This is a genomic window from Geobacillus proteiniphilus (genome assembly GCF_001908025.1).
GTDB classification, from domain to species: Bacteria; Bacillota; Bacilli; order Bacillales; family Anoxybacillaceae; genus Geobacillus; species Geobacillus proteiniphilus.
The window spans coordinates 1-11232 of sequence record NZ_MQMG01000029.1; the positions used below are offsets into that span (position 1 = coordinate 1).

Genomic DNA, 11232 nt, shown 5'->3' on the forward strand with positions numbered 1-11232 from the left:
CATCCGCCCGGCGCTCTACGGAGCGAAATACGAAGCCGCGCTCGCCAACCGGGTGTTCGGCGAGCCGACGGAAGTCGTATCGATCGCCGGGAAGTGCTGCGAGTCAGGCGACATGCTCATTTGGGACATCGCCCTGCCGGAAGCGAAGCCGGGCGATTATTTGGCCGTTTTTTGCACCGGCGCTTACGGCTATTCCATGGCGAACAATTACAACCGTCTGCCGCGCCCAGCCGTTGTGTTCGTTGAAAACGGCGACGCCCAGCTCGTTGTAAAACGGGAGACATATGAAGATTTGATCCAATATGATTTGCCTTTGAAAACGAAAGTGAAAAAGTGAAGGCCGCCGCTTTGAAAGAGAACGGCCTTCACAAAGAAAAGGCGCCCGCTGCTTTTTTGGGGCGCCTTCTTTCATTGTTGATTTGAGGAAAATGCTGATTTGATCGCGTTCCAAATTTCTTTGAAGATGTCGATAAGGTTTTGAATGAACGTTTTTCCTTCTTCTGACTGCAAAAACGCCGATAGCTGTTCTTTCGCCTTGCTCAGCTGATCGTTCACTTGGTCCCAATTAATATTGGCGTTTTGCATTTTATGGAAAAGGGAAATCAGGTTGTTGATTTCATTCTCGCTCAGCGTAATGCCAAGGTCGTTGGCGATTTTTTCAATAAGGGCGCGCAAATCAGCGTCCGTCTGCGGTGGGTTGTTGGCGATTTCTTGTTTGATTTTCGCCAGCAGGGCGACCGCTTTGTCCGCGCCGATCGAATCGGCGAGCTTCGCCGTCTGCACCATTTCCTCGTTCGCCACTTTTTTGACATCATCAGGGATGGCTTGGTCCGAGGAAATTTCATACGCCTTCATCAGCCCCGTCAGCGCTGCGGTGCCGGAAACCGGAAACGGGGCGGTGATGTAAATGTCGGCATCTTTCACCCCTGCGGTGATCAAGGCGTTTGTATACATCTCTTTCGTCACCCATGTGATGTTGTGCGTTTCGACATGAAGCCCCGAGCCGGGCTCTTTTATCGTGATCATCGACGACGAGATGGCGCGCGTGCCGATTTGCGCTTTCGGAATGAGTCCGTCCAAATATTTATGCTCCTCAACGTTTGAGACGGTGATCGTTTGCGCCCCGTCCGGCGCCTTCATTTCGTCGAGCACTTTTTGCTTTTGTTCATTCGTTAAGTTTTCCCCGAGCGTCACAATGACATCGCCCGGCGCGGCATCGGCCGCTGCGATGCCCGGAGATGCCAGCAGCACCGCCGCCAGCAGCGATGAAGCGATCGTTCGTTTCACATAGCTCGCCTCCTGTTTACGAAAATGCATTATCATTATACCGTACGCTCGCCTGCTTGGCTATCGGAAAAACGCGACGCGGTCAGGCGGCGCACGAATTTGAAAAGACATTTTTTCTTTTGTTTCACTTGGCAATCATGGTATGATAAAAGCAGTTTCGATGTCGAAAAGGAGCTGGATGCTTGTGGCGAAAAAAGGATATATTCTAATGGAAAACGGCGGGAAAATCGAGTTTGAACTGTTCCCAAACGAGGCGCCGGTGACGGTGGCCAATTTTGAGAAGCTCGCAAACGAAGGCTTTTATAACGGGTTGACGTTCCACCGCGTCATCCCTGGATTTGTCAGCCAAGGAGGATGTCCACGCGGCAACGGAACGGGCGATGCCGGCTATACGATCCCGTGCGAGACGGACAACAATCCACACCGACATGTTGCTGGGGCGATGTCAATGGCGCACCGCGGCCGCGACACCGGCAGCTGCCAGTTCTTTATCGTCCACGAGCCGCAGCCGCACTTGGATGGGGTGCACACCGTCTTTGGCCAAGTGACATCGGGCATGGACGTCGTGAGGACGATGAAAAACGGCGACGTGATGAAGGAAGTGAAAGTATTTGACGAACCGTAAACAGCGCATGAGCGAGGATGATCGGACTGTTCGAAACAACTGGCGCTTGTTTTTCTTTTTGCTTGCGGCCAGCCTGCTGTGGGGAGCGGCGTATTGGATTTGGGTTGCGGAATGATGATGCAGGGCGTTTCGTGTGGTATAATGAACATAACGATATAGTGATGCATCCTTCGGGGCAGGGTGAAATTCCCGACCGGCGGTGATGGGGCTTTCCGCCCCTCAGCCCGCGAGCCGAAAGGCAGGATCCGGTGCGATTCCGGAGCCGACAGTATAGTCTGGATGGGAGAAGGATGCCAATATGCGCACGGCTGTTTTCGGCCGGTTCAGACCGCATGGGCAGCGTCTGTCGGCCGACTAGGCATGGTAGTATCTTTTGTTTCCGACCGGCCGGTATAACTTGATTAGCGAACATGTGTTTGTTTGCGCATCATTGGTCATTCTCTCATCGATGAGCCCCCGGGGACATCCCGGGGGTTTCATTTTTATTGAAGGAGGGAGTGCGGTGCATAACGATGAACATTATATGCGGCTCGCTCTCGATGTGGCCAAAGCTGGAGTCGGGCAAACGTCTCCCAATCCTGCAGTTGGCGCGGTCGTTGTCAACGGTGGGACGGTCGTTGGGCTTGGCGCCCATTTGAAAGCGGGTGAGCCGCACGCTGAAGTCTATGCGATCCGCATGGCTGGCGAGAAGGCGCGCGGTGCGACGGTGTACGTGACGCTTGAGCCGTGCAGCCATTATGGAAAAACGCCTCCATGTGCCGATTTGCTCATCCAGGCCGGCGTCCGTCGCGTCGTCGTTGCCACGACCGACCCGAATCCGCTTGTCGCGGGAAAAGGGATTGCCAAGCTGCGCCAAGCGGGCATTGACGTTGATGTTGGCGTATTAAAAGACGAAGCGGACGAATTGAATCGGATGTTTTTCCACTATATCGCCGCAAAAACGCCGTTTGTCACGTTGAAGTTCGCATGCAGCCTCGATGGCAAAATCGCGACGGCGACGGGGGAAAGCAAATGGATTACATCAAGCGCGGCGCGTGAGGATGTCCATCGCCTTCGTGCGCAGCATGACGCCATTTTGGTCGGCGTCAACACCGTTTTGACCGACAACCCGAAGCTTACCGTCCGCTTTGGGGAAAAGCGGAAAAACCCGCTGCGCATCATTTTGGATACAAAATTGCGTACACCGCTTGACGCCCATGTCGTCGCTGACAAGGAAGCAGAAACGTGGATCATCACCGGCGGCGTCAGTCGGGAACAAGCGGCGGCGTATGAGCGCCTTGGGGTGCGCGTATTTTCAATGCCGACGGCCCAGATCGATGTCCGCGATGTGCTCCGTCTGCTTGGGGAGCAGGGAGTCATGTCGCTGTTTGTCGAAGGCGGCTCGCGCGTTCATGACAGCTTCCTCCGCGCGGGAGCAGTCAATGAGGTCATCGCCTATATCGCTCCGAAGCTGATCGGCGGCCGCGGGGCGCCGACGCCGGTCGGCGGCCTTGGCTTCGCCCGGCTTGCTGAAGCGGTGGAGCTTGACATCCGCCGCATCGAGACGATCGGCCCGGACATCAAAATCGTCGCCGCGCCGAAACGGAAGGAGGAATCGTTGTGTTCACTGGCATTATTGAAGAGATCGGCACGATCGAACAAATGAAGCAAACCGGCGACGCCATCGTGATGACGATCGGCGCCAAGCGGGTGCTCGAAGATGTGCGGCTTGGCGACAGCATCGCCGTCAACGGCGTCTGCTTGACCGTCACATCGTTCACCGAACGGCAGTTTACGGTCGATGTCATGCCGGAGACGGTGAAAGCGACGGCGCTAAAGACATTAAAGCCGGGATCGAAGGTGAATTTGGAGCGGGCAATGGCGGCTGGAGGACGGTTTGGCGGCCATTTCGTCACCGGGCATGTGGACGGCGTCGGGCGCATCATCCGGCAGTGGCCGAAAGCGAACGCCGTCTACTATGAAATCGAAGTGCCGGCCTCGCTGCGCGCCTATATGATTGAGAAAGGATCGGTCGCTGTCGATGGGACGAGCTTGACGATTTTCGGTCTGAGCGAGCGCACGTTCATCGTTTCACTCATTCCGCATACGCGTGAGGCGACGATTTTAGGCGAAAAGCGGCCGGGCGATCTCGTCAATATCGAGTGCGACATGATCGGCAAGTACGTCGCTGCTTTCCTCGCCGCGAAAGCGACGCCGACCTCCAAATTGACGGTCGAATTTTTGGAGCAGCACGGCTATAAATAGAGGAAAAGGGGGCAAGCTTGATGTTTGACACGATTGAAGCGGCGCTTTCGGCGCTGAAAAACGGAGAAGTGATCATCGTTTGCGATGACGAAGACCGCGAAAATGAAGGCGATTTTGTCGTGCTGGCCGAAAAAGCGACGCCGGATGTCATTAACTTTATGATCACTCATGGCCGCGGGCTCGTCTGCGTGCCGATTACGGAGGAATTGGCGGAGCGGCTCGAGCTTGAGCCGATGGTCACTCATAACACGGACGCGCATGGCACAGCGTTTACGGTGAGTGTCGACTACAAAACGACAACGACCGGAATCAGCGCCTACGAGCGGGCGGCGACGATTCAGGCGCTGCTTGATCCGAATGTGAAAGCGAGCGATTTTAAACGTCCTGGCCACGTTTTTCCGTTGATTGCGAAAAAGGGGGGCGTCTTGCGGCGCGCCGGCCATACAGAAGCGGCGGTCGATTTGGCCCGTTTGTGCGGCGCGAAGCCGGCCGGCGTCATTTGCGAAATCATTAAAGAGGACGGGACGATGGCTCGCGTTCCTGATTTGCGGCAAATCGCCGACCAGTTCGGATTGAAAATGATCACGATCAAAGATTTGATCGCCTATCGGAGCCAGCGGGAAAAGCTCGTGAAACGGGAGGTGGACGTTTGGCTGCCGACCGAATTCGGCGAATTTCGCGCCATCGGCTACACGAACGTGCTCGACGGAAAAGAGCATGTGGCGCTTGTCAAAGGAGAGATCACCCCGGATGAGCCGATCTTGGTGCGCGTTCATTCCGAATGCTTAACCGGCGATGTGTTTGGCTCGTACCGGTGCGACTGCGGTCCGCAGCTGCATGCGGCGCTCAGGCAAATCGAGGCGGAAGGGCGCGGGGTGTTGCTTTACATGCGCCAAGAAGGACGCGGCATCGGCCTTATGAACAAGTTGCGCGCTTACAAGCTGCAGGAGCAAGGTTATGACACAGTCGAGGCGAACGAAAAGCTCGGCTTTCCGGCCGATTTGCGCGATTATGGCATCGGGGCGCAAATTTTGAAAGATCTCGGTGTAACGAAAATGCGCCTGCTCACGAACAACCCGCGCAAAATCGCCGGATTAAAAGGGCATGGACTCGAAGTGGTCGAACGGGTGCCGCTCGAGATGCCAGCGAAAAAGGAAAATGAAAAATATTTGCGCACGAAACATGAAAAATTAGGACATATGCTTCATTTTTAATGATGGGAGGAGCAACGAACATGCGTGTCATTGAGGGAAACTTAGTCGGCACCGGACTGAAAATCGGCATCGTCGTCTCTCGTTTTAACGAATTCATCACGGGCAAGCTCTTATCTGGGGCGATCGACGGCTTGACGCGCCATGGCGTGAGCGACAGCGACATCACCGTCGCCTGGGTGCCGGGTGCGTTTGAAATCCCGCTTGTGGCGAAAAAAATGGCGGAATCGAAGCAGTTTGACGCTGTCATTACGCTTGGCGCCGTCATCCGTGGGGCAACGAGCCATTTTGACTACGTCTGCAGCGAGGCGGCCAAAGGTGTCTCCCACGCGGCGCTCACGAGCGGTGTTCCGGTCATTTTCGGCGTGTTGACGACGGACACCATTGAACAGGCGATCGAGCGGGCCGGCACGAAAGCGGGCAATAAAGGATGGGAAGCGGCGGTGTCGGCGATCGAAATGGCGAACGTCTTGCGGACGCTTGCGTAATTTGCGTAAAAAGGCATGAAATGGTTCACAATATCGGTGAGAATGTTTATAATACGTATAGAGAAAATGACAAAAACTTTTCCATTTCGGAAAAGCGTTTGTCGATAATGAGGGATTTTTATGTTAATCCGTTACCGAAAAAACTATGAGAAAATCGCCATGGGACTGTTGTCGTTTATGCCGACGGAAAAAGATCTGAAACGGCTGCAGCAGACGATGAAACAGTATGAAACAAACAACGATTGGCAGCTGTTTTTATGGAAAGAAGGGGATGACATCGTCGGCATTATCGGCGTCCTGTTGCGCGCTCCTGATGTTGTGGAAATCCAGCACATCAGCGTCAATCCGTCACACCGCCACCAAGGGATCGGAAAACAGATGGTCAAGGCATTGAAAGAGGCGTACCCGGGCCGTCGATTGTGCGCCAACGAGTGGACTGCCTCGTTTTTCGATAAATGCCATGCGTGCAACGAATAACGAAACTAGCGCGGCGCCGCGCTTAGGCGGGCGGCGGAGGGGGAGGGAAGCCAACTCCTTCCGCTTTGGCCCGTTTTTTTTGTTCGCGCGCGGCGACGACGTCCGAGCGGTCACGGCGCCGGTGTTTATCCACAAGATTAAGGTTTGCTAGGTCGCTTGCCCGCCCCCAAACGAGCTGCCGGCGGGCGCAGGCGGCCTGGCATTCCTCGTAAAGGGAACGGTCGCGAATCGGCAGTTCGACGCTTTCGTACGGTTCGCCGCGAGTGATCCGCCGAGCCGTCTCGTCGAGCAAGCGGGCGAGCGCCCCGTCATCGAGGCCGAGCCGCCGGATCATCTCTTGCGTTTCGTCAAGCAGCGCCCGCGCCCGTCGAATGAGGCGCAGCGCTCCCGAGACATTGCCGCGCCGGTAATGGTAAAAAGCGACCGCGATTTGAATGAGCACAAGCCAACCTTTGTTTCGACCGTCTTGTTTCCAATGTTCCTCCAAAATTTCGTGGCATTCAAAATAGTCGCGATCGCTATGGAAATGGATCAAATACTCGATATACGCTTTCGGGTACATCGGTCATCGTTCCTTTCAAAAGTGGGCCGCGCCATGTGAAGACGGGCGGCTCTCCTTTGATTATACGACTTCGGCGGCCTGCGGCGCAAAAAAGAGGGTGTTTTCCATTCGCTTCGCCGCTTCGTTATGATACAATAAATGTACTGCAGCTGGGGACGAGCCGCACGGGCGGTGTTCTGGAAAAAATGGTGGGATGGATGTGCAATTGCCGTACAACGTCAAAATCGAAGCGTTTGAAGGGCCGCTTGATCTGCTTTTGCATTTGATCAACCGCTATGAAATCGATATTTACGATATTCCGGTCGCGCGAATTACGGAGCAGTATATGGCGTACATTCATGCCATGCAGGAGCTTGAGTTGGATATCGCCAGCGAATATTTAGTGATGGCAGCCACCTTGCTTGCGATCAAAAGCAAAATGTTGTTGCCGTCCTCCAATGAGGAAGGCGTCGACGGCGACATCGAGTGGGTCGACGACGGGGACCCGCGCGAGGAGCTGACGCAGCGGCTGCTTGAATATAAAAAGTTTAAAGAGGCGGCGCGCGAGTTGAAGCGGCGTGAAGAGGAGCGGGCGCTTTTGTTTACAAAGCCGCCGAGCGACTTAAGCGCATACGCGGATGAGAAAAAGGCGGCGCCGCTTGATGTGAACGTATACGATATGCTTGGCGCCTTGTCGAAGCTGTTGCGCCGCAAAAAGCTACAAAAACCGATGCGGGCGAAAATCGCCCGCCAAGATATTTCCGTCGAACAGCGCATGGCGGAAATTTTGCATGAACTAAAGCAGGCGAACGGGCGGAAAAACTTTTACGAGCTGTTTCCGTCCTACGATCGTTCGTATATCGTCGTGACGTTTTTGGCCATTTTAGAGTTGATGAAGCAAGACGAAATCATCGTTGAGCAAGAACGGAATTTCAGTGATTTGTTTCTTGCGGTGAAACCAGCCGATTGAGGCGGTGCGGTTTGGCCGCGGCGGTTCGCTGCGGCGGACCGCTTTCCTTTTGTTGCCCGTTTGGCCCATGCCGTGATGAGGCGGAGGGTTGACTCCTGTTGGACTGAGAAGGCCGACGGTGGAACGGACGCTGGGAAACGACGGAGACAGGCGGAAAGGAGGAGGGGGCGCCAACGAGTTTGGCGCGGCAGAAGGGCGATGGAACAAAACGAAACGGAAAAAACGGGCGGCGCCGGCGCGCTCAAGCCGGCGAAGGCGATTGTCGAAGCGCTGTTGTTTGCCGCCGGTGACGAAGGGCTGTCGATTTCGCAAATTGCCGCCGTGTTGGAAGTCAGCGAGCCGGAAGCAAAAGCGGTGATCGCTGAGCTGCAGGAAGACTACCGTCGGGAAGAGCGCGGCATCCAGCTCATCGAGCTAGCCGGCGTGTTTCTGCTGGCGACGAAAAAAGAGCACGCTCCGTACTTAAAAAAGTTGGTCGAGGCGCCGGGGGCGTCGCCGCTGTCGCAGGCGGCGCTTGAGACGCTCGCCATTATCGCATACCGCCAGCCGATTACGCGCGCGGAGATTGAGGAAATTCGCGGCGTAAAAAGCGACAAGCCATTGCAGACGCTGATGGCGCGGGCGCTCATTAAAGAGGTTGGACGAGCCGAAGGAACCGGGCGGCCGATTTTGTACGGGACAACCCCGGAATTTCTCGATTATTTCGGGCTGAAAACGCTCGAGGAGCTGCCGCCGCTGCCGGAATGGGCGGACGATGGCGAATCCGAGCGGGAAGCGGATTTATTTTTCGAAAAATTAGCAGAAAATTTGAGCGACGGGCAGCCGGAATATGGTAAACTAAAGAAAAACGGCTGATCGGGAAGGAGAGCGCTCATGAACGTTTGCCGCTTGCACGGCGAAGAGCTGCAAAAGTCGCAATCGAACACGTTTGAAGACTATTTCAACCGCTCGGAAGTCACGTACCGCGACGGCGGCGAAGAGCGGACGCTGTCTGTGTTGTATTTGCGCCATTTTGAGGCGGCGCTGCTTGATTTGCTGCCGTATGAAAGCGACCCGCTGTTTACGGCTAACGGGCGCGACATTTATTTGCGCGACATCATCGCTCTTGTCTGTTTATGGAAAAATCCGGCGTATCGGCAGCGCAAGCGCGTCTATATTCACGATGAAGATGAATTGCGCCGTTATTTTGCCGGCGTGGACGCCAAAACGTTGCAGGAGCTCGTCAGCGAATGGGCGGAAACCGGCGCGTGCCGCTTGCCCGAACGGTCGGCGTAACGAGAAAACGCGGTTGGCGCCGCGTTTTCTGTCCGTTCGGACGGGAAATAGTTTGGTGCAGCCGGCGGTTCGCCAAAGCAGCCTTCCTTTTTTCAGAAAAAGCGGTTCCTTGAAGGGAATCGCTTTTTGTTGTTAAAAACGTCTGTTTAGCGAGCGGTTTTGTTCTTACGCCTCTATTCGGTCCGCGGTTTTGTCAGATCGCACGCCGTCGGCTTCACCTCACCGGTTGTTTCCGCCAGCTTTTGCAAGTAATAGCATTCCTCACGCGCCATATGGTCGGCCATAAGGGGCGACAGAAAACGAAGCTCAAAAAGTGCCTCCTGTTCAGCGGTCTGCTCATTTGTTGTTTGCAGAAAACATCGCGGGGGAGGAAGGCGACGATTCTGCTCTTCCCCTCCTTAATCTTTCTTATGATGACTGCCCTCGCTCCTCTATGTATGAGCGGCCGGGAATTTGGGTGAATGCGGACAAGAACGATTTCCCCATGACAGCATACGATATGGCGAACAAAACAGGAGGAGGTTTTTACCAAATGGACGATCAGGTGTTGTTCGCCCAATATGCGGCTAGGGTGAACGAATGGGGAAATCAAGTCAAGGAGACGCTCGCTTTGCGTGGGGCAAGCACGGATGGCGCTTCGTCGCTGCTCGAGTTTATTGCCGAGCATGACGGCGAGTGGACGGAAGAGGCCGTCCGCGAGCTTCAGCGCCTTGCTGATGACGTGTATGTCGGTGCGCTCCGCCAGTATGTCATGGAAGCGGCTGCGTGGGGAAGACAAGTTGAGCAGGCGCTGTCTGCGCGCAGGACGGCTGAGGATGTCGGGCTTTCGTCTTTGTTGGCGTACATCGATGGACACGGCGATGAATGGACCGAAGAAGCGATTTACGAGCTTCAGCGTCTTGTCGATGACGTATACACTCGGGCCGTCCGCCTGGCTGATTCGTCAGCTGCCGAGCGGGAAGAAGAGGCGACGCAAGAACAAGTCGAAGGGGAAGCGGTGTCGCTTGAACCGGAGGGTGAAAACAAAGAGAACGAAGACGGATGGCTTGACACCAGTGGGACGGTGGAGCGGGTTGAGGATGGCCAAGAGCCGGCTTTTATGGCGGAGCTCTCCGACTCGCCGACTGATGCAGCTGACGGCGAGCCGGGCCAAGCGGACAACGTGACCGATGGAAAGCGACGCTGGGTGGATGCGGACGACGGCGGTGAGCCGCGCCAACAAGCGGCGCCCGGCCGTCATGTCTTGCCGCCGCTGCCGTACCGTTATGATGCGCTCGAGCCGCATATTTCCGAAGAAATCATGCGCCTCCACCATACGAAGCATCACCAAAGCTATGTCGACGGTCTCAACCAGGCGGAGCGAATGATGGCCGAGGCGCGTCGGACGAACAATTTTGATCTGTTGAAACATTGGGAGAGGGAAGCGGCGTTCCACGGCTCCGGGCATTATTTGCACACAATCTTTTGGTACAACATGCATCCAGAGGGCGGCGGCGAGCCGCGCGGGGAGCTGCGGGCGCAAATCGAGCGTGATTTTGGCAGCTTTGCCGCCTTTCGCCGTCATTTCACCGAAGCGGCGAAAAGCGCTGAAGGGGTCGGCTGGGCGCTGCTCGTTTGGGCGCCGCGAGCGCACCGGCTGGAAATTTTGCAGGCGGAAAAACACCAGCTCATGGCGCAATGGGATGTGATCCCGCTTCTTGTGCTTGATGTGTGGGAGCATGCCTACTATTTGCAATACAAAAATGATCGGGCGGCGTACATCGAACATTGGTGGAACGTCGTCAACTGGCGTAACGTTGAGGAGCGCTTTCATGAGGCGCGGAAGCTTCGTTGGCAGCCGTTTTAAACGGGCGGGGAGGAAACCCCCTTGCCCGTTTTTTTTGGGAGAGCAGGCGTTGCGGATCAAGCAGGACACCTGTCCGTCGTTTCGGGGAGCGGCTTTCTCTTTGCAGCTCACATTTCGCACCCTGAATAAAAATTCGAAATAAGCCCGATTTGACCGAATAAAAATTAATTATTTTACAATTTTTGTATAAAAAATTATTTTTATGCGAATATCCAGGTTGTTTTTTGTATATTATGCAAAGGTTGCGAAATATGAGTTGCAGGGAAAT

The 11232-nt window shown here is 55.2% G+C and carries 14 protein-coding genes, 1 pseudogene and 1 riboswitch; of the genes and pseudogenes, 12 read left to right on the forward strand and 3 right to left on the reverse strand.

Annotated elements, in window-relative coordinates; translation table 11 throughout:
* Positions 1 to 337, forward strand: a pseudogene (locus tag BRO54_RS10850) (diaminopimelate decarboxylase); the annotation flags it as partial.
* A 71-nt stretch (positions 338 to 408) separates the two neighbouring features.
* Here BRO54_RS10850 and BRO54_RS10855 read toward each other — a convergent pair.
* Positions 409 to 1287, reverse strand: a complete 879-nt coding sequence (locus BRO54_RS10855; RefSeq protein ID WP_074043917.1) for a DUF1002 domain-containing protein — start codon at positions 1285 to 1287, stop codon at positions 409 to 411.
* A 184-nt stretch (positions 1288 to 1471) separates the two neighbouring features.
* On the opposite strand from BRO54_RS10855, the gene BRO54_RS10860 reads away from it, so the two are divergent.
* The 7 genes from BRO54_RS10860 to BRO54_RS10885 all read left to right on the forward strand — a co-directional run bounded on the left by BRO54_RS10860 (position 1472) and on the right by BRO54_RS10885 (position 6332).
* Positions 1472 to 1912 carry a peptidylprolyl isomerase gene (locus BRO54_RS10860; RefSeq protein WP_074043954.1) on the forward strand — a complete coding sequence of 147 codons (441 nt, stop codon included), beginning with the start codon at positions 1472 to 1474 and terminating at the stop codon, positions 1910 to 1912.
* Positions 1899 to 2027 (forward strand): hypothetical protein, encoded by a 129-nt coding sequence (locus tag BRO54_RS20815; protein WP_014196248.1) that lies wholly within the window; start codon positions 1899 to 1901, stop codon positions 2025 to 2027. Before BRO54_RS10860 ends, BRO54_RS20815 begins: the two co-directional genes overlap by 14 nt.
* 47 nt (positions 2028 to 2074) lie before the next feature.
* A riboswitch (FMN riboswitch) is annotated at positions 2075 to 2207 on the forward strand.
* 207 nt (positions 2208 to 2414) lie between these two features.
* On the forward strand, positions 2415 to 3557 hold the full coding sequence (ribD, locus tag BRO54_RS10865; RefSeq protein WP_013144840.1) for a bifunctional diaminohydroxyphosphoribosylaminopyrimidine deaminase/5-amino-6-(5-phosphoribosylamino)uracil reductase RibD: 1143 nt from the start codon (positions 2415 to 2417) through the stop codon (positions 3555 to 3557).
* The gene (gene ribE, locus BRO54_RS10870; RefSeq protein ID WP_074043955.1) at positions 3512 to 4156 is read left to right on the forward strand and encodes a riboflavin synthase; all 645 of its coding nucleotides are present in this window, start codon (positions 3512 to 3514) and stop codon (positions 4154 to 4156) included. Before ribD ends, ribE begins: the two co-directional genes overlap by 46 nt.
* A gap of 20 nt (positions 4157 to 4176) precedes the next feature.
* A complete protein-coding gene (locus tag BRO54_RS10875) occupies positions 4177 to 5370 on the forward strand; it encodes a bifunctional 3,4-dihydroxy-2-butanone-4-phosphate synthase/GTP cyclohydrolase II (RefSeq protein WP_074043918.1) in 1194 nt (397 codons plus the stop codon).
* Positions 5371 to 5390: 20 nt separating this feature from the next.
* Positions 5391 to 5855: a 6,7-dimethyl-8-ribityllumazine synthase gene (gene ribH / locus BRO54_RS10880; RefSeq protein WP_074043919.1), complete on the forward strand. Its 465-nt coding sequence runs from the start codon at positions 5391 to 5393 to the stop codon at positions 5853 to 5855.
* A 120-nt stretch (positions 5856 to 5975) separates the two neighbouring features.
* Positions 5976 to 6332, forward strand: a complete 357-nt coding sequence (locus BRO54_RS10885) for a GNAT family N-acetyltransferase (protein ID WP_074043920.1) — start codon at positions 5976 to 5978, stop codon at positions 6330 to 6332.
* Between the two features lie 22 nt (positions 6333 to 6354).
* Here BRO54_RS10885 and BRO54_RS10890 read toward each other — a convergent pair whose 3' ends face one another.
* Positions 6355 to 6894, reverse strand: coding sequence for a DUF309 domain-containing protein (locus BRO54_RS10890; protein WP_074043921.1), 540 nt, complete (start codon positions 6892 to 6894; stop codon positions 6355 to 6357).
* Positions 6895 to 7087: 193 nt separating this feature from the next.
* Here BRO54_RS10890 and BRO54_RS10895 point away from each other — a divergent pair, with 193 nt between their 5' ends.
* From BRO54_RS10895 to BRO54_RS10905, 3 genes are all read left to right on the forward strand, one after another.
* Positions 7088 to 7843, forward strand: coding sequence for a segregation/condensation protein A (locus tag BRO54_RS10895; RefSeq protein ID WP_074043922.1), 756 nt, complete (start codon positions 7088 to 7090; stop codon positions 7841 to 7843).
* A gap of 198 nt (positions 7844 to 8041) precedes the next feature.
* Entirely contained in the window at positions 8042 to 8698 is a 657-nt protein-coding gene (gene scpB / locus BRO54_RS10900; protein WP_074043923.1) for an SMC-Scp complex subunit ScpB, read from the forward strand.
* 18 nt (positions 8699 to 8716) lie between these two features.
* The gene (locus tag BRO54_RS10905) at positions 8717 to 9118 is read left to right on the forward strand and encodes a hypothetical protein (protein WP_074043924.1); all 402 of its coding nucleotides are present in this window, start codon (positions 8717 to 8719) and stop codon (positions 9116 to 9118) included.
* 173 nt (positions 9119 to 9291) lie between these two features.
* Here the strand turns inward: BRO54_RS10905 and BRO54_RS19490 are convergent, their stop codons facing one another.
* Positions 9292 to 9471 (reverse strand): DUF2935 domain-containing protein, encoded by a 180-nt coding sequence (locus tag BRO54_RS19490; RefSeq protein ID WP_275651045.1) that lies wholly within the window; start codon positions 9469 to 9471, stop codon positions 9292 to 9294.
* A gap of 179 nt (positions 9472 to 9650) precedes the next feature.
* Between BRO54_RS19490 and BRO54_RS10915 the strand changes: the two genes are divergently transcribed.
* Positions 9651 to 10964, forward strand: coding sequence for a superoxide dismutase (locus BRO54_RS10915; RefSeq protein ID WP_074043925.1), 1314 nt, complete (start codon positions 9651 to 9653; stop codon positions 10962 to 10964).
* Positions 10965 to 11232 lie beyond the last annotated feature (268 nt).

What these genes read in the sequence shown, in the direction of transcription:
- scpB (WP_074043923.1), top strand. Translation starts at nt 8,042, where the DNA reads ATGGAACAAAACGAAACGGAAAAAACGGGCGGCGCCGGCGCGCTCAAG.
- BRO54_RS10890 (WP_074043921.1), bottom strand. Translation starts at nt 6,894, where the DNA reads ATGTACCCGAAAGCGTATATCGAGTATTTGATCCATTTCCATAGCGAT.
- BRO54_RS10915 (WP_074043925.1), top strand. Translation starts at nt 9,651, where the DNA reads ATGGACGATCAGGTGTTGTTCGCCCAATATGCGGCTAGGGTGAACGAA.
- ribH (WP_074043919.1), top strand. Translation starts at nt 5,391, where the DNA reads ATGCGTGTCATTGAGGGAAACTTAGTCGGCACCGGACTGAAAATCGGC.
- BRO54_RS10895 (WP_074043922.1), top strand. Translation starts at nt 7,088, where the DNA reads ATGGATGTGCAATTGCCGTACAACGTCAAAATCGAAGCGTTTGAAGGG.
- BRO54_RS10885 (WP_074043920.1), top strand. Translation starts at nt 5,976, where the DNA reads ATGTTAATCCGTTACCGAAAAAACTATGAGAAAATCGCCATGGGACTG.
- BRO54_RS10875 (WP_074043918.1), top strand. Translation starts at nt 4,177, where the DNA reads ATGTTTGACACGATTGAAGCGGCGCTTTCGGCGCTGAAAAACGGAGAA.
- BRO54_RS10905 (WP_074043924.1), top strand. Translation starts at nt 8,717, where the DNA reads ATGAACGTTTGCCGCTTGCACGGCGAAGAGCTGCAAAAGTCGCAATCG.